This is a genomic window from Methylomonas rapida (assembly GCF_024360925.2).
In the GTDB taxonomy this organism is placed as follows: Bacteria; Pseudomonadota; Gammaproteobacteria; order Methylococcales; family Methylomonadaceae; genus Methylomonas; species Methylomonas rapida.
This window is the reverse complement of sequence record NZ_CP113517.1, coordinates 537365-554502: the sequence shown is the minus strand read 5'-3', so window position 1 is coordinate 554502 and position 17138 is coordinate 537365. Positions and strand designations below refer to the sequence as shown.

At 50.3% G+C, this 17138-nt stretch carries 16 protein-coding genes; all 16 read right to left on the bottom strand.

Going from position 1 to position 17138, the window contains the following annotated elements; translation table 11 throughout:
- Positions 1-4: 4 nt before the first annotated feature.
- Entirely contained in the window at positions 5-856 is an 852-nt protein-coding gene (locus NM686_RS02555; RefSeq protein ID WP_255190379.1) for a hypothetical protein, read from the bottom strand.
- A gap of 168 nt (positions 857-1024) precedes the next feature.
- Entirely contained in the window at positions 1025-1879 is an 855-nt protein-coding gene (locus NM686_RS02550; RefSeq protein ID WP_255190378.1) for an N-acetylneuraminate synthase family protein, read from the bottom strand.
- Positions 1876-3150, bottom strand: coding sequence for an ATP-grasp domain-containing protein (locus NM686_RS02545; RefSeq protein WP_269022296.1), 1275 nt, complete (start codon positions 3148-3150; stop codon positions 1876-1878). Before NM686_RS02545 ends, NM686_RS02550 begins: the two co-directional genes overlap by 4 nt.
- Positions 3092-3823, bottom strand: coding sequence for an SDR family NAD(P)-dependent oxidoreductase (locus tag NM686_RS02540; protein WP_255190376.1), 732 nt, complete (start codon positions 3821-3823; stop codon positions 3092-3094). Before NM686_RS02540 ends, NM686_RS02545 begins: the two co-directional genes overlap by 59 nt.
- A complete protein-coding gene (locus NM686_RS02535) occupies positions 3820-5535 on the bottom strand; it encodes a thiamine pyrophosphate-binding protein (RefSeq protein ID WP_255190375.1) in 1716 nt (571 codons plus the stop codon). Before NM686_RS02535 ends, NM686_RS02540 begins: the two co-directional genes overlap by 4 nt.
- Positions 5536-5593: 58 nt before the next feature.
- Entirely contained in the window at positions 5594-6835 is a 1242-nt protein-coding gene (locus NM686_RS02530) for a class I SAM-dependent methyltransferase (RefSeq protein WP_255190374.1), read from the bottom strand.
- Between the two features lie 61 nt (positions 6836-6896).
- Entirely contained in the window at positions 6897-7622 is a 726-nt protein-coding gene (pseF, locus tag NM686_RS02525) for a pseudaminic acid cytidylyltransferase (RefSeq protein ID WP_269022294.1), read from the bottom strand.
- A gap of 19 nt (positions 7623-7641) precedes the next feature.
- Positions 7642-8799 (bottom strand): UDP-4-amino-4,6-dideoxy-N-acetyl-beta-L-altrosamine transaminase, encoded by a 1158-nt coding sequence (gene pseC / locus NM686_RS02520; RefSeq protein ID WP_255190468.1) that lies wholly within the window; start codon positions 8797-8799, stop codon positions 7642-7644.
- A 15-nt stretch (positions 8800-8814) separates the two neighbouring features.
- On the bottom strand, positions 8815-9804 hold the full coding sequence (gene pseB / locus NM686_RS02515) for a UDP-N-acetylglucosamine 4,6-dehydratase (inverting) (protein WP_255190373.1): 990 nt from the start codon (positions 9802-9804) through the stop codon (positions 8815-8817).
- A 353-nt stretch (positions 9805-10157) separates the two neighbouring features.
- Positions 10158-10703: a DUF4351 domain-containing protein gene (locus tag NM686_RS02510; RefSeq protein ID WP_255190372.1), complete on the bottom strand. Its 546-nt coding sequence runs from the start codon at positions 10701-10703 to the stop codon at positions 10158-10160.
- 21 nt (positions 10704-10724) lie between these two features.
- On the bottom strand, positions 10725-11831 hold the full coding sequence (locus tag NM686_RS02505) for an ISAs1 family transposase (protein WP_255187025.1): 1107 nt from the start codon (positions 11829-11831) through the stop codon (positions 10725-10727).
- Positions 11800-12303, bottom strand: coding sequence for an Rpn family recombination-promoting nuclease/putative transposase (locus tag NM686_RS02500; protein WP_255190371.1), 504 nt, complete (start codon positions 12301-12303; stop codon positions 11800-11802). The genes NM686_RS02505 and NM686_RS02500 overlap by 32 nt, the downstream gene beginning before the upstream one ends.
- 185 nt (positions 12304-12488) lie before the next feature.
- Positions 12489-12917 (bottom strand): DUF29 domain-containing protein, encoded by a 429-nt coding sequence (locus NM686_RS02495; protein WP_255190370.1) that lies wholly within the window; start codon positions 12915-12917, stop codon positions 12489-12491.
- Between the two features lie 58 nt (positions 12918-12975).
- Complete coding sequence (locus tag NM686_RS02490; protein ID WP_255190369.1) at positions 12976-13557, bottom strand: Uma2 family endonuclease; 582 nt, start codon at positions 13555-13557, stop codon at positions 12976-12978.
- A gap of 28 nt (positions 13558-13585) precedes the next feature.
- Positions 13586-13921, bottom strand: a complete 336-nt coding sequence (locus tag NM686_RS02485; RefSeq protein ID WP_255190368.1) for a CCDC90 family protein — start codon at positions 13919-13921, stop codon at positions 13586-13588.
- 153 nt (positions 13922-14074) lie between these two features.
- A complete protein-coding gene (locus tag NM686_RS02480; RefSeq protein ID WP_255190367.1) occupies positions 14075-17101 on the bottom strand; it encodes a DEAD/DEAH box helicase in 3027 nt (1008 codons plus the stop codon).
- Between the last annotated feature and the right edge of the window lie 37 nt (positions 17102-17138).

The following is a 17138-nucleotide window of genomic DNA, read 5'->3' as shown; positions in this document are numbered from 1 at the left end:
CGATTTATCCCAATAGACTCGACATTTCGGCGACAAAACGTTCACTACCAGCATGCAAGCGTTTTTCGCGAGCGCGCTTGGATAATGATGCCGCCAAAATCTCATCAGCCATTAAACTGCACAACAATTCGGTTGCCTCCCTTTCATCGGTGGCCACCAATGCCACACCGGCAACGGCGATAGCGGCAAGTTCCTCGGCGTCCTTATCGCCGTAAGGCGAAAACACCACCGTTGGAATGCCATGACCCAGCAATTCGAAAAAACTCACTCCATACACAGTCGCCGCGTACTGACTTTCAGCCATCAATGCATTCAGATTTTTCGGCGCAGCGTGGTTTATCATTTTGACACGAGGTACTTCGGGCCAGACTGGCGCTTGGGCAAATGGTCCGGTAACCCAGGCTAATTCGGCCGACGAGGGCAAACGATCGTTCAACAATTCCGGCCAAATTTTACCGAGCCCGGTGACATCGGCCCCGCCTGTCAACACCAAAACCTTATTCCCTGGTCGCCAAACCTCGAGAGCAACAGGGATGTTCAACAAAAAACAGTCCCACCCGTAGACGATGGGCGCGCCAGAAGGGATTGAAGCCACGGGACAACGAAATGACGGGATAAATATCAAATCCAAATCGCTGCGATGATCGATCAAGCCATCGACGCCGACCAGTTTGACTCCATCCTGATGCAAAGCTGATAGCCTATCTGTCAGGTTTTGCGGAATGCGTTTAACGAACAAATCAAAGACGATCACTTGAGTTCGCGCGAGTAACCCAAGATTTTGCATGGCATAAAACAAATCCTGATCGAACGCTACAAGATAATGCTCAAAATCATTCAGAAACCCGGGATCCAAGCTATCGCATTGAATCAGGAAAACACATTTGGCACCAAGCTGATCGCATATGGCACGTGCAGCAACCTTTAGCCGCGACAAATGCCCAAGGCCAATACCCGCTCCAGCGTGACAAACAAACAAAAAGCCTAGCTTTGGCTTATACAACAGGCATCCCCTAAAACAGCGCTATGGCCGCCAAGAGTCGCGAATCGTTTTCAGAGGCCGCAATCCGTCGATTGGATCAGCGCGCCACAGGCGATCAGGCAATTCCGACGGTACGGGCTCTTTAACCCCAGAACCATCGGCAACCATGCCCTTGGCAATGTCTCGAATCACTGTGCCGATTTGTTCTGGCAGCCAACAATGTCCTGTCGCATATTCCTCGCCTTTGCCATCAAGATCGAGATGAAATTCGATCACCTTGGCATCCCAGCGGTGAATAGCTCTATGAATCACAGCCGGCTCGACCGTATGATCGGACCAACCAACTTCACAACCTGTTATTAATCTTAGCGTTTCGATAGCGGCCAGATTGGCATCCGCATAAGGAGTGGGGTAGGCCGAAGTACAATGCAGGAGGGTCAACTCTAAGCAGCCGTTGCGACGCAATACCTCGACCGCATGACGAATCTCGCGCATAGTCGCCATCCCGGTCGACAAGATCACTGGCTTTCTGGTACAGGCACAGGCGATCAATAAATCGTCCCACAGTAATTCGTACGAGGCGATTTTGTAAAACGCTACATAAGGCTCGAGTTCAGCAACCGCATCCAGATAAAACGGCGTACAGCAAAACTCGATACCAAGTTCACAGCACCTTTTGGCGAGCTGCGGAACAAATTCAAGCGGAAGCTCCCATTCTTTGCGTTTTCGGTGTTTTTCAGATTTTGCCAGAATTTCCGGCGCAAATAGCTGCTCGATTTTGAATAGTTGAAATTTGACTGCCCCGCACCCCGCTTGAGCCGCAGCGTCAATGAAAGCGAATGAACGTTGCAAATCCCGTTGATGGTTACTGGAAACCTCTGCGATGAACTTGATCATGAAATCACTTCTATACTTATGGAAGCAAGGGCATGATCAATACGAGAAAGCGCATCATCACGACTGTCTGCGCTCACGATAGCAAAACCAAACCGATCTGGATGCATTTTAATCTTTGGCTGAAGCTCACCTGGACCACGAAAGAAACCGTACGAGATAAGACCAGGGGACTTTTGCAGTTCGGCTTCACCAGAAATGCTAACTATACGACCTTCGGGCGGGAACCAATAACGAATTGCTGTGGCGCGTTCACAGGTAGGCAGTAACATACTTTCAACAATAGGCTCACCAAGCGAGTATGAGATTACGACTGATACCAAATCCACGCCTGATGCGGCCGGGATTTGATGCGTGGCGAACCATCCCCCTGAAAGGCGTGCCGCCAATTCAATGATCATCGGTCGCCCTTGTTCGTCAATGACCAGATCCCCCTTGACAATACCTTCCTGAATACCCAGCGCTGCCGCACCACGCAAAATCAAATCATCAATGGCTTTACGCATGGTATTGTCAATTGGCGCTGGGATTATTCCACCATCCTCGATGATGTTGGGTTTAAATTGCTCCAATCGAGCATAGTTACGCTCTGCAATAGCCGGGGTATAGCATTTGCCGCTCAACAAAAACGACTCGGTTGAAAGTTGCATCCCGGGGATGAATTTTTCCAAAATCAATTTGCCGGAGTCACCCCAACGTCGAGATTCCTCGATAGCCCAATCAACATTTACAGAATTATCGATCAATAACACGCCTCGCGCACCCCGGCCATCTACCGGCTTTAACACAAATCTTGTATTTGGCTCAGCGTCAAGATAGCGGCTCAAATCATCGGGAGAATCAACACGTGCAAACCAGGGACACGCCACATCATCGACCATGAAACGTTGCTTCATCAAATATTTGTCCGTTACGCAACGTGCTGCTTCCAGGCTTACGGACCGTAAGCCGATTGCTTTCGCCACACAGGCAACTGTGTAGGGCACATCATTCGCGATAGTCATGACACCATCAATCGGATGCACCTTATGAAATGCTAACGCCTTTTCAGCAGTCTCTTCAGCGTTTCTGGTCGACACAATGATGGCATGGTCCGCCAGAGCAAGCCCCGGAGCATCGGGATCCATGTCAGTTCCGACGACAAACAATCCACGGCGCTTGGCAGATTCATAAGCAGGCACCTGTTCGACACCTGCGCCCACAATCATAAGCGTCTTAGCCAAAATACATGCCTCCGTTGACATTGATGGTTTGACCGGTGATGTAGCCGGCATGATAGGACGCCAGATATACCGCCAAGGAGGCCACTTCTTCGGGAGACCCCAAGCGTGCCGCGGGAATACTCCGGACGCGTTGAGCCGCCGCAGGATCTTGCATTTCCTCTGCGATCATATCGGTTGCAATCAAGCCTGGCGAGATGGCATTCGCCGTAATCCCTTGATGGGAATATAATCTGGACAAAGACTTGGTGAAATTAATCAGCCCGGCTTTAGTGGCGGCATAATGCACTTGATACACGCCGCCAGTTTGCCCTCCGATAGAGGCTATATTGATGATACGCCCACTATTTCTGGCCAGCATGGCTGGCAACACATGCTGGGTGCACCGCACGGCACCCAACAAATTCACTGAAAACATCTCTTCCCAATCGGAATCGGTCAGATCCAAAAAAGGTTTTGGTTGCGCGATGCCGGCATTGTTGACCAGCACATCCACGGAACCGAACTTTTGTTCCGTTACCGCAATCGCCTGCTTGACCGATGTCTCAATGGACACGTCAATACGCACGGCTATGGCCGATGATCGGTTTTCGGCCAGCGATTCGGCGGGCTCGCGGTGGTGGTGATAGCCGACCGCCACCTTGTAGCCGGCTTCGATAAATGCTTGGGCGATAGCCCTGCCGATTCCCCGGCTGGCGCCGGTCACCAATACGACTTTGGCACTCATAAAATCCGGCCCATCCACATTTCACCCATATGCTGTCCACCTAACAACATCGGCACCACGTCTGCATCTGAATCAATACGCACTTCCAATAGCGTGGGACCCGGTTGATTCCAAAATTGTTTGATTTTTTCTTCAAGTTCTTCAGCGACTTCCACACGATCGGCCGTAAGGCCGAACCCTCTTGCAATCGCCGGAAAATTTGGGGCCTTAAAATCGCCCGTAGTCGGATCGGCATTCCAGGTTATCTGCTGAAACTGCGAAACAAGACCAAGACGACTATTGTTCATGACCAATATTTTCACATTCAACTCTCGCTCCTTCAGAGAAGCCAATTCTTGGATGTTCATCAGCAATGACCCATCACCGACCACGCATAATATGGGCCGATCTGGTTGCGCCATAGCTGCACCAATAGCGGATGGTAAGTCATACCCCATGGTTCCATGACCGCCCGAAGTCAATAACCTGCATGCGTTGGGACGAAACGACAGATGCCTTGCAGCCCAGTGTTGATGACAACCGACACCAGTTACCACAGTTACTGGCAAGTCGCCCATTACTCGCTGCAATGCATCCAAAACTGGTCGAGGCTGCATATAGGTGGTACCTTTTAGTGGAGGGTCATCCTTACGCTCCCTTTTGAGGGATAGCAGACTCTCATGCCACTCATTATCAATATCGCCAGCCCGTTCCCGATAATTAGCAATGAGTTTTTCACAAAATGCTGACACATCCATCTCAATTTTCCATTCAACATCAACCCTAGCATTTGCTAGTTCGGTCGAATCGGAATTGACCCACGCGACCCTCCCGTTAGGCACAAATTTATCGATGACCGTGCCTGTCTGTCTGACATCCAAACGCGAACCGAGAACCAGCAAAAAGTCGCACTCAGAAACTGCTTTATTGGCCACAAGGTGGCCTGTATGTCCTATGTAACCAAGGTGTTTCGCATCTGAGGTATCGAAACTGCCGATCCCTAAAAAACTGGTGACCACAAGAGCGCTGAGGCGATTAGCAAGCTCGATATACCGATCGTAAGCAGCGGCTTGCAATGCGCCCTGCCCTAATAACAGAACAGGACGTCGGGCTTTTGACGCCGCATCGACAATATCAGCAAAAATTTCGGGCTTCACAGTTGCAGATTTATCATCCTGCCGATGCCTACCCACCAACTTGGAAAAATCGTCCGCATGCAGTTCCAGACGCTGCATATCCATCGGAAAATCAATTACAACCGGACCTTTTCTACCCGCCATGGCGAGACGAAAAGCGTCTGGAACATCTCGAAAGACATCCTCGGGCGACATCATACAACTCGCTTTTTTACTAATAGGGCTTGTTAAATCGACTGTAGGCGTTTCCTGAAAACCTCGCTGCCTTACCGATTTACGAACTTTAAGGTCATTGGTACCTATTTGCCCGGTAATTAGTATAAAAGGAGTCGAATCATAATAAGCATCTGCCAAACAACTAAGGACATTAGTAACCCCAGGACCCGACGTTACCATTACAACTTGTGGCTTGCCAGTTAAACGCCCATATGCTAATGCTGCATAGCCAGCCCCCTGCTCACTCTTAAAACATTCAACCTGAATGCCAATTTTTAAACAGGCATTAATAAGAGGTACAATTGTACCGCCGGGATATAAAAATATCCTATCAATTGCATTATTCTGAAACACCTCTGCAACCCAATCTGCAACAAACATATAACTTAATTATACCTATTAAGGTGAATTAAAAATCTTATCAAATTAGATAAATAGCCTAATATACACAAATAGCATCATATAGACGCTGAATCGCTAAATTAGGTACCCCATTATTCTCAGCCGCAGCCGCAATACTTTCTTGCCCACCATAACTAGAAATAAGCAAATGGCATTCGCTCCAGTCGATATCACTGAGTACTTCCGGAGAAAAAATGGGCAACCCTCTCCAACTTTTACCCTGTTTTAGCGGATCACTATCAACTACTATATATTGCTGATGTCGGTTTTGACTAAATAATGAGCTAGCTTGATACAAAAACTCACTATGCATTCCTCCTCCCCAAATTACCATACGTGGCTTTGTCGAGTAAGCTGAAATCTTTTGTTCAATTTCCATTAAACTTCGATACCAATGAGACAAATACTCATAAACAGCGCCTATATCAGCCGCTATTCCGATTACGCTATTAATTTCACCCGGTTTGGCTAGGATTCGGCAGCCGTTATAACCGGATATTTTCTGTTTTTCTAATACAAACCAACCCGCCCGCAGTAAAAGCTGACTCAATGAATGAGAGCTAAAATGGGTCATATGCTGAACCGAAAAAAAACCATTGATATCATTGGTTTTACCAAACTCAATAATAGGCACTTCAACAACCAACCTGGTCTCCGCATGAGACATCAATCGTAAGTGTTTCAACACCGCATATGGATTGGCTAGATGTTCCAGAACATGAAACATACTAATTACATCTGGCTGCACCGAGCAGGAAAAGGATTCAAAAGCCCCATTTATAAGTTCGACTCCTTCCGAACCATATCTTGCCTGGCCTTGTTTAATGGCAGGCTCATCAATATCAACGCCGACACGCCGAATATTTTTTGGTAGATGGCTCAATAGCCTTCCATCATAACAACCCACATCCAAAAACACGGTGCCTTCATCAAGCAAATTACGCTTGTCTAGCCACTCTCTTTGTTCGGCTGGACGTCCTTCGGTTGAACCGTAACTTCGCCCAGCTTCCGAAAATAAGTAATCGAATCCTATCGTGGTATAGCAGGGATTAAGATAGACGGCGTGACAATCTTGACATTGAACGTTTTGAATTACCGTGCGCTTGGGATATTCAGTCGAATCGCTAAAAAACTGGAAATCGTTGAACGTCAGTATGTTCCGGTAATGGAGACTTCCACAGATCGGACATGGCCGATATGTAGTTAATGCTGGATTAGATTTATTACCAACAAAACTATCGATTCTTGTCCACGGCAAAGTATCAGATTTATTATTCATCCTAGAATTATTGTCGAATATAAATAAAGAAAGAAATCGTCTGGGGCGCCCTCCTGTTTTTTTACCTCTCGACTTCCAATTGACGCCACGCTTTAAACATCAGTTCGGCTCGCTCCCAATCTTCTTCTGTATCGATATCCTGAACCTGCTGCCTGGGCAATATCAAGGCCACCGCAGCCTTGGAAAACGCCGGCACTTCGTTCAACACCGCCGCTGTCCTGGCCCAATAAAACTGTCCGGCATCATGATATGCCGACTCCAGATCTTGAGAGCGCGTCATCAAATGTTCTGGCTGAAACATCGATATGTCGCCCTGCGCGTTTATTCTGATTGCCCGTTGAATTGGGAAGGGAAAACTGGTCACCGTGAAAGCAATATCTTTTTGGTTATTGACCATCAATTCAAAACCCGCCAGCAAATCGCCGGGCCTGACAAACGGCGCCGTAGCATACAATGTACAAACGAATTCCACGCTTCCAAGATGCTCAAGCACCCACTGCGTAGCATGTTTCACCACTACGCCGGTACCGGCGAAATCGTTCGCCAATTCCGCTGGCCGCATGAACGGCGCTTCCGCACCCCAGGCTTTCGCCACCTCGGCAATTTCCGCATCGTCGGTGGAAACTATGATATGGTCGAACAGCTTGGAGGCTTTCGCTGCCTCTATCGACCAGGCAATCATCGGTTTTCCGCAAAAATTCTTGATGTTCTTACGTGGGATGCGTTTACTTCCGCCACGGGCGGGAATCACGGCTATTTTCATTCGTTCATCATACTGTTGTGACATTGATTTTGATCGACACCGCTCATTGCAAACATCCCCTCAACACCTCGACGATCTGCAACACCTGGGCATCAAGCAAATCTGGATAGATAGGCAGTGTAATTGCTTCTGCATAATATTTTTCGGCTTCCGGATAGTCGCCCTGTTGAAAACCTTTGTTTTGATAAAAAGGCTGCAAATGAACAGGAATGTAATGCAAGTTGACACCTATACTGGCACTACGCAACTGACGGAAGACCTCCAAATGTGATGTCCCTATCAGGGACAATTGTAGGCGAATAACAAAAAGATGTAGCGAGGAGCGACAGTCATGCGCTTGCAGTTGCCAATTAACTGGCAACCCCGTCAAATGCAGCTTGTAGATTTCTGCCAGTTCATGACGGCGATTAACAAACATATCCAGCCGGTTAAGCTGGCTTAAGCCCAATGCAGCTTGCATGTCGGTCATTCGATAATTAAATCCCAGCGCGATTTGCTGGTAGTACCAGGGACCGTCGGCTTCATGGGTCATATCTTCATGTTCGCGAGTAATTCCGTGACTACGTAGCAATGCCATCCGCTTCGCCAATTGAGCATCGTTGGTCAGCGCCATTCCGCCTTCGCCTGTGGTAATGATTTTTACCGGATGAAAACTGAATACGGTTATATCGGAATAGCGACAATTACCGACTGCTTCGCCGCGATATTTGCCGCCGATCGCATGCGAAGCATCCTCGATAATCTTGAAGCCATATTGTTTGCTTAACCGGTATATGGGCTCCATATCACAGGATAATCCACACAAGTGCACAGGAATTACAACTTTGGGCAAACACCCACGTAGCTCGGCTTGATGTAATTTTTCCGCCAAACATTCAACACTCAGATTGTAGGTCGCAGGATCAATATCAACAAAATCAACACTAGCTCCGCAGTACAGCGCGCAATTCGCACTAGCCACAAAAGTAATAGGACTGGTCCAGACATAATCACCAGGCCCTACATCAAGCGCCAGACAAGCCAAATGCAATGCCGATGTCGCACTATTGACCGCAACGGAATGCCAGGCGCCGCAATATTCTGCGACCGCCCGCTCAAAAGCCGGTATCACTGGTCCTTGCGTCAAAAAGTCAGATCGCAATACCTCCACAACGGCTCGTACATCGTCCTCGGAAATACTCTGCCGTCCGTAAGGTATCATGTCACTCACTAGCACTTACTTCCCCTGCACGTAAGCATCGATCATTGCTCGCAATTCTTCGACCCCCAGGAAGTGCTCATTGCTGCCGCTATCGTAGCGAAACCCTGGCATCACCTTTTGAGCTCCGGTGCGGGTACAGTAGTTTTTCATATTATATTCAGCGCCAGCTGGCAAAATGGCGTAATACCTTCCCAAATCAACGGTATTAAAACTGTCGCTGGCGGAAATCATTTCTTCATGGATCTTTTCGCCGGGCCGAATACCGACAATCTTGTGTTCGCATTCTGGACCGATTGCCGTCGCCAGGTCAGTAATACGGTAAGAAGGAATCTTTGGCACGAACACTTCGCCGCCCAAAGCGTTTTCGAGCGCCCATAGCACCATTTCCACGCCTTCTTGAAGACTGATATTGAAACGCGTCATTTCCGGATCGGTAATAGGCAATACGCCGGTCTCACGCTGTTTCAAAAAGAAAGGAACCACAGAACCGCGGCTGCCCATGACATTGCCATAACGCACCACACTGAAACGGATATCCCGTGTACCTTTGATATTATTAGCAGCGACAAACAGTTTGTCCGAGCAAAGTTTAGTCGCGCCATACAGATTGATGGGTGCAGCGGCTTTATCCGTCGACAAAGCAACAACCCTCTGTACACCCGCATCCAAACAGGCTTCTATCAAGTTTTGCGCTCCCAACACATTAGTCTTGATGCATTCGAAAGGGTTATATTCGGCCGCAGGCACTTGCTTCAGAGCCGCCGCATGAATAACGATATCGATATCCTCCAGCGCTCGTTTCAGCCGGTTTTGATCCCTGACATCGCCGAGGAAATATCGCATACACCGCTGATTGAAGACTTGCTGCATTTCAAACTGCTTGAGCTCATCCCTGGAAAAAATGATCAGTTTTTTCGGGCTATAGCATTCAAGCAACATCTTAGTACATTGCCTGCCGAATGATCCGGTGCCGCCGGTTATCAATATATTTTTTCCGTTTAACATAATTTATTGAATTCAACTCAAAAGCGCGATATCCACACTGCTGCAAACTGAAAGTTCTTATTCGCAGGAGTGCCTATATCATCATCTTATTAAACTATCACACCAACAGATAGCCGATTTATCATTCGAGACTTTAGGGGAAAGGCAAATTTAAGAGGATACTTCAGACACCTAGATCACTCGGTGCTTAGAGCTTTGCCCCCTAAGCACAGCATACATTTCCTTTATGCCGCTTCCAACTCTTTTAGATCTCGCTTGGTGGCAATGTCGCCTAGGTAGAAGCATGTATCGTATGGTGCAAGGTTTGATTGCTGGCTTCCCGTTGGTTCCACGGAAAACTTGGCATGCCGCTTTTAACCGAACACATCATCCAATGAAGCGGCATCGAGCACTCTATCGCACCACAACTCTAATTGCACTCTATCGGCCGTTGCAATCTTGGTCAGCACTGCGTTGGGTAAAGGACCAAAGCGTCTAATCAACTGCCTTTGCAATACCAGTGCTTCACCCTTTTCCATCCCTTTTTCCATCCCTTTCTGTTCATGAGACTTAGCCCATTCTTCAAATCGTTCTGCCAGTGTCATTTTTAACTCCTTTAAATCATTGATTTTGGGTAACACCAAGGTATTTTTGCTTTGTCTCAATAAAACGGACCTAATCCAGATGGCAAAGATACGTTTGAGTTCCGGCTGCCCGCTTAGCCAGTCGTTTAATTGATCGATCAATTGGATCAATGCCCTATCGTTACTGGGATGCTCGAAGCGGATCACCGCGGCCACCAGGTTTTTCAGCTCAGCCAAAACGGTTTCGCTGTAGTTGTTTTCGTCTATCAGCAGGTATTTGAGCTGTGGCAAGTATTCCGACACCAATCCCGGTACTTTCGGCACCAGTTCCGCCATGTCGGTAGCAGGGCAATCGCGCTATGTTGCAGATGTTCCGAAGAGTAATTTAAAGCGATAGTTATCGTTCAAACATGCTCGCAACTTGCGGCGCTTCAAGCTGTCTTTAGTAGGTCCGTTATTTCGTAGTAAATTGAGTGCCATCCGTCGCATCAACGCCAAGTTTTCGGCGGAATGATCTGTTCTGGCGCGATTCGCATCTTCGCCAAACTGCACATCCAGCACCCAGTGCTGGGAATTTTCTATCGCCCAATGCTGCCGTACCCCTTCGGCAAAGCGCTGCAAATCCGTAAACGAACACAAATAGTAGCGACACTCAACCGAGGTCTTGTCACCGAGGGTGCGAATCGATTCAACCCGACCAATGGCTTGTAGCCCGGCCCAGTCAGGTTTTTGCGTCAACCAAGCAATCTCGCTACTCAAGCTGTAACGGCGTATTTCCAGGCGACCGTGATCTTTGTCGATGGTTTCGTAGACCGGTAAGCGGTCGTTGGCATTTTCAGTATCCAGCCACAACCTGACATCCTCGCAAAGGTTCGGATGATTATCCTTCAGTGCCAACACGTAATCCGCTTGCGCCGTAACGATGGTTTTCGCAATGGCTTTTTGACAACCCATGGCATCGATCGAGATCAGAGCTCCTTTGATGTCCAACATCGACAATAAATCGGGGATCGCCTTGATTTCGTTAGTCTTCTCATCCACCGCCTGTTGCGCCAACACCCAACGCGCTTCAGCCGCAAAGGCGCTCATCAAATGCACGGCCTTATCCCCTTCGCGGCTGCCGCGCAAGGTCTTGCCGTCCAAACAGACTTGCTGTCCTGAAAGGCTTGGCAATGCCGCCTGCACCCAACGTTGAAAGGTCTCGGCAAACGCTTGGGGATTCAGGCGGCCCAAGACATTACTCAGGGTATCGTGCGAGGGAATTCCATTCGGTAATTCCAAAAAGGTCCGCAGCCAATCTTCTTTTTCTTCGGCAAACTCTTCCATGCCGACCCAATCCTCGATGCCGCTCAATACTGCGCATAAGACGATCATCACGATATCCGTGAGTTTGTGGAGTTTGTTTTTGCCCTCTCGCCGCGGGTCTGTGAGGTCAGCAAAATAGGGGGTTGGATCTGGGAGCATCTGGGATATTAGGCAAAATCGCTATACTAAACCCCTTGCCCGTGCAAGTGCTACAAAGCGCGATTGCCCTGATGTCGGTAGCCGCCGTCCATTTGCTGTCGCCGTTATACAGTACAATAGGCAACACCGGCGGCAAGCGCTTGTCTGGCAATATCTCGCCGCGTCGGATCAAATCTTGATAAAGCAATCCCGCATAGATCATCATCCGCACCGCCATGAAAGGATCGACGTTACTTTGAAATTCGATCAGGATATACAAATATACCCAGCTTTCGTCCGCCTTGACGCGCCAAACCACGTCGTCGGCTCTATGCCGGAAATCGTCGGTCACATAACTGCCTGGCAGTTTTTCCAACGTACTGTAATCCAGACCATGCAACCAGTCGTCCGGAATAAAACCCAAAATCAGGTCTCGCACCAGTTCCGGCGCAGAGAACAACAGCTTGTAACTAGCGTCGTATTCGCTACTCATTCGGCATCGATTTGTAACTCGTGGCAAAAACCGGTCACGCCGTCGACGGCCTCGGAGAAAAAGGAGCTGAACCCTATTTTCCAATCCGAAACCTCTTCGGATCAAATCATATTACAACTGGCTTGGCACCATGCGTATTCTTGAAACATGTCATCCTTATACCTGCTGGTAAGTGCATAGCGCCATTATTCCGGCCAAAAATCAGGATTCATGACCCCCTCAAAGTCCCACGGACAAGATTCGGGGAAGCAATCGAGCCCCGTTTCCTTTACCGCAAGAGTGACGGCATCAGACCACACCCATTCCCACCAATCGGGTTGAACCAGATCGGTTTTAAGACTGGGGGTTTCCTTCAAGCAACCAGCAATGCCTCGTCGTTGCTCCTTGATTGTGCGCTGCCAACTTTTGCTTCGAAAACCTTCCTGATATTGCCATTTCAGAAGATGGGCCAGCAAAACCGCCATTCTGCTTCTCAGTTCTCTTCGTTCGCTTTTGCCCACGTCTTCAATCTCATCCGCAAGGTGTTCCAAGTCAAGCCTGTTAAACTGGCCCGCACGGAGAAACGCGGCCTGCTCATTGGCCCACGCAATAATATCGGATTCGTACCTATGCATCGTAAAGCCCTGAAAATGTCTAAATAGGGTTTTTAAGCCGTAAATGCAACCAAAGGTATCATGGACCCAATCTCCGCGAATCCACCCTATCGACTTGATAATAAATATCTTCGACGGCAATTGTCACATCGATGGACTGCAAGTTGACGGTATCGCCCGGGTAATAATAATCCGGCTGCCAGCCGCGTTGCCGACTAAAGACTTCGACTTCGGCGGTTTCCTGTTCGACCAGTACATATTCCTGCAAGGTCTCCAATGACTGATAGGCTAGCCGTTTCAAGGTTTTGTCGATTCGGCGCGTGGCCGGCGACAACACTTCGACGATAACCAGCGGCCGGGTTTTGTAATAGGCATTTTGCGTATCGTTGGCATCGCAGACCACCATCACGTCGGGATAATAGAAGTCGTTTTGAACTTTGACTTTCATGTCGTTGATGTAAGCTGTACAAGAGGCGCCTTTCTGTTTCAGTGCATTGCGTAATTCCGCAAAAAAATTTCCGCTGATTTTATTATGCGCTTCGCTCGCGCCGGTCATCGCGTAGACCTCGCCCGCAATGAATTCATGCCTGAGTTGCCCGTCCTGTTCGCCGGCCAGATAATCGGCTTCACTCAAATAATTTTCGACAATATTTGATTTCATACTCACCTCGGGTTCGCCGATGCAGCGTTTACCCAGCGGGAAACCCCGCCTTTCGCAACAACGGACTATTCGGTCTATCGGTTATATCAAGCGCGCCACTTTGAGCAGTACGCCGAAGCCGCATCTCGACATCGGCCAGATCACGCTTAAGCGCAACCTCCATTGCCTTTATGTCGCGCTCCAACTCTTTTATATCTCGCTTGGTGGCAATGTCGTCCAGGTGGAAATCATGTATAGCATGGTGCAAAGTTTCATTGTTGGCTTCCCGTTGAATTTCGACTATGGTCTCGGTTTGAGTCTCGGTAAAGCCCACGGCCTTTAGCCAGTTGGCAAATTTTAACGTGTCAAAGGGTATGGCGTTCATCGAGAAATCTCATTTTCAGGGCATCACCCGCAAAGGCGCTGGATTGATGCCCCATTATAGTCAGTCCTCCGCGTACTTGGGGGGGCGCTGTAAAAGCCCCCAATCCAGACGACAATGCTGTTTATGCATTACAGCAATTATTCCGATACCCGCTCAAGCCAAAGCAGCCAACAATCCCCTCGCATCACTCGCGGCTTGTCGGATCAAAATCTCGGGCAGCGCGCTGCTCAAGCTTAACGAAACGACCTGCAGCACGTGGGCAGCCTGTTCGTTGCTCAAAACGCCGCGCGGCACTATTTCGGTGTAAAGCCACGCGGCGGCTTCGATGACGGACGGCGCTTGGGTTTGTCCATTCAACGCCGCCAATTTGGACAACAAGGCCGACGCCAGCAAATCCATCACCCCGGCCAAGCACTGTTGTTCCAGCAATATTTCGGCAGAGCGCAATTTTTGCGCGGCCAGTTCATGCAAAGGGTTTTGCTGGAGTTGCACCGGTTCGACCGCCGCGAACACCGTACGGCTTTCGGCCAACGGCGAGGCGCTGCCCAAGCGTTGCAAACTGCGCCAGGTGCGGCCGTCGATCACCGCAACAGGCAGGCCATCCGCCGACAAGTCCTGCGCGGCTTGTTCGTCGCCATCCCGCCACTGTTCGACCACGACCAACAAACCGCCGGCCTTGGCCAGCACCCGCTCGATACGCGGGCCGAATGTGTTTTGGATGCCAGTCACCACCTGACGCACGCTGTCGTCGTCTTCCACAACACCGGGGTGAACTGGCTTGGCCACCGGTTCGGCAGTAGGTGTCGGCAATTCTGGTTCCGCCACCGACGGAGCTTCGACCTTGGCCGCATCCTCGATAGGCGTACCCGCCAAATCGTCGACCAAGGTTTCCAGCATTTTCTTCGAAACGCCGACCGTGTCTTCGGTCGCTTCCGGATCGATGACGTTGTCGAACAAATGCCGCTTGCCCTTCACCAATTGGGCGACGCGCTGTTCGTAAGAATATTCGGCCAGCAGAATAAAAATCTGCACCTTGTTTTTTTGCCCCAAGCGATGAATGCGGGCGATGCGTTGATCCAATATCGCCGGATTCCACGGCATATCGAGATTGATCAAGGCCGTGGCGGCTTGCAGATTCAAGCCGGTACCGCCAGCATCGGTGGAAATGAACACCTGCAAGGCATCGTCGTCATGAAAACGCTGCATCAGTTCGCCGCGTTTTGCGCTCGGCACACCGCCGTGCAGGCGCACGCAGCCCAAGCCCATGCCGCGCGCCAGGGCTTCCACCATCTCCGTCATCAAGGCCCACTGCGAAAACACCACGGCCTTGCGGTTGCCTTGCAAACACAATTCTTCCAACAAGCGCGTCAATTCCTCGAGCTTGGGCGATCCTTGGGTTTCCTTATCCACAAGCCCTGCCGCGTTGCACGCCATGCGGGCCTGCTGCAAGGCGGATAATAGGCGATTCTGTTCGCTGGGCGTCAGCGGCCGGCGCTTGGCGATTTTCGCCAATAGCCCGGCGGCTTGCAGCGCGGAATCGTGCAGTTCCTGCTGTTTGGCATCCATCGCAATATCCAGCGTGACTTCGGTGCGCTCCGGCAATTGGTCGGCGACCAAGCTGCGAGAGCGGCGCAACACCACCGGCGCGATGCGGCGCCGCAGTTCAGACAAGTTACGATAGCCTATGACCTTGCCGCGTTCGTCGGTGATATGAAAGTCCAACAGACAGCGCCACAGCGGCCCCAGCACGCGGGCATCGACCAATTGCAGCAGGCTGTACAAGTCTTCCAGGCGGTTTTCCAACGGCGTGCCGCTCAGCACGAACACGTAGCGCGACGGAATCAATTTGATCGTGGACGACAACTTGGTGCGCCAATTTTTGATGCGCTGGGCTTCGTCCAGGATCAACAAATCGGGTTTGAGGTTTTCGCTGATGATGCTCAGATCACGCAACACCAACTCGTAATTGACGATGAAGAACAAGGCATCGGCGCGGTATTGCACGCCGCGCTGATCCGGTCCGCCTTGTAAAATCTGCACGGGCCGCCCGGTAAACTTGGCGATCTCCCTGGCCCATTGGTGTTTGAGCGAAGTCGGGCAAACAATCAGAATGCGTTTGACCTCGGCGTGGTCGGCCAGCCAAGTGCCAGCGGCGATGGCCTGCAAGGTCTTGCCCAAGCCCATGTCGTCGGCCAGTAGCGCCCGGCCTCGCCCCGCCAAAAACGCCACGCCCTCGACCTGATACGGAAACAATCTAACCTTGAGCCCTGGCAACACGCCGTTGCCTTGCTGAATCAGGCGCTTGATCTCTTGTCCGCGCAAGGCTTGCGCCGCATCTTCCGCGCATTGCTGGGCATACTGCACGGCATCTTCGCCCAGCAAAAAGTCTTCGCGACCATAAACCAATTGCGAGAAACGGAATAAATCTTCCGGCAAGCGGCCCACGAATTGGCCTTGCTCATTGAAAAATTCGTCCAACAGCGCCGCCAAATCGCCAGCCAATTCGGGCCGCCGATACAAACGCAGCAGCGGGCGGGTGGCGGATTCCCAAGCCAGATACACGAAAGAAACCGGGCTGCCTTCGGCCTTCAGGCGTTTGTAGTCTTTTTGCTTGCGCGCGTAATGCAATACCGCCTCGATATGCTTGCAAGTACCCAGGCGATTGCTGGCCAAATCCGGACAGGTGCAATAATTGACGCGCTGATCCAGCGAGCGTATCTGCACTTGATAGGAACGCTGCCAATGGGTCGCCGACACCAGCGAAGTCGCCTGCCAGGTACCGAACCCCAGATTGCCGCTGATTAGCTTGACCTTGACCTCGTTGCGGCCTTTTTTGACCCGTTCCTGTATCGCCTCGTCCAGCGCGCTATCCAGACCGGCACTATCGAGCGGCGCATATTGATCGGCATAGGCGTAAAGCGCGGCGATGGCATGCACGCAAACGCTGGCATCGTGATGGCAATCGCATGAGACTTGTAGACTGCCCTCCGGATCGATCACCAATTCAAGCCAATATTGCTCTTCGTAGACATCTTCGACCTGAGCGATTGCCCGCCCATTTTCCAGCGCCACGCCGATGACGCGATTATCCGAGAAATAACTCAAGCCTTGCTTGACCAGCTCCTCGGAAGCAATGCCGTGCAGGCGCTCCGTGTCGTAAAGATAAATATCGTTGTCCATGGCGAATAGTGGCTGATGATAATTAGCCGGATTTTAC

Excerpts from the sequence above, each read along its gene's own strand:
- NM686_RS02500 (WP_255190371.1), bottom strand. The coding sequence starts at position 12,303 with ATGAGTAGCGAATACGACGCTAGTTACAAGCTGTTGTTCTCTGCGCCG.
- NM686_RS02490 (WP_255190369.1), bottom strand. The coding sequence starts at position 13,557 with ATGAAATCAAATATTGTCGAAAATTATTTGAGTGAAGCCGATTATCTG.
- NM686_RS02495 (WP_255190370.1), bottom strand. The coding sequence starts at position 12,917 with ATGCATAGGTACGAATCCGATATTATTGCGTGGGCCAATGAGCAGGCC.
- NM686_RS02485 (WP_255190368.1), bottom strand. The coding sequence starts at position 13,921 with ATGAACGCCATACCCTTTGACACGTTAAAATTTGCCAACTGGCTAAAG.
- pseF (WP_269022294.1), bottom strand. The coding sequence starts at position 7,622 with ATGTCACAACAGTATGATGAACGAATGAAAATAGCCGTGATTCCCGCC.
- NM686_RS02505 (WP_255187025.1), bottom strand. The coding sequence starts at position 11,831 with ATGCTCCCAGATCCAACCCCCTATTTTGCTGACCTCACAGACCCGCGG.
- pseB (WP_255190373.1), bottom strand. The coding sequence starts at position 9,804 with ATGTTAAACGGAAAAAATATATTGATAACCGGCGGCACCGGATCATTC.
- NM686_RS02550 (WP_255190378.1), bottom strand. The coding sequence starts at position 1,879 with ATGATCAAGTTCATCGCAGAGGTTTCCAGTAACCATCAACGGGATTTG.
- NM686_RS02535 (WP_255190375.1), bottom strand. The coding sequence starts at position 5,535 with ATGTTTGTTGCAGATTGGGTTGCAGAGGTGTTTCAGAATAATGCAATT.
- NM686_RS02480 (WP_255190367.1), bottom strand. The coding sequence starts at position 17,101 with ATGGACAACGATATTTATCTTTACGACACGGAGCGCCTGCACGGCATT.
- NM686_RS02545 (WP_269022296.1), bottom strand. The coding sequence starts at position 3,150 with ATGCCGGCTACATCACCGGTCAAACCATCAATGTCAACGGAGGCATGT.
- NM686_RS02530 (WP_255190374.1), bottom strand. The coding sequence starts at position 6,835 with ATGAATAATAAATCTGATACTTTGCCGTGGACAAGAATCGATAGTTTT.
- pseC (WP_255190468.1), bottom strand. The coding sequence starts at position 8,799 with ATGATACCTTACGGACGGCAGAGTATTTCCGAGGACGATGTACGAGCC.
- NM686_RS02510 (WP_255190372.1), bottom strand. The coding sequence starts at position 10,703 with ATGGCGGAACTGGTGCCGAAAGTACCGGGATTGGTGTCGGAATACTTG.
- NM686_RS02540 (WP_255190376.1), bottom strand. The coding sequence starts at position 3,823 with ATGAGTGCCAAAGTCGTATTGGTGACCGGCGCCAGCCGGGGAATCGGC.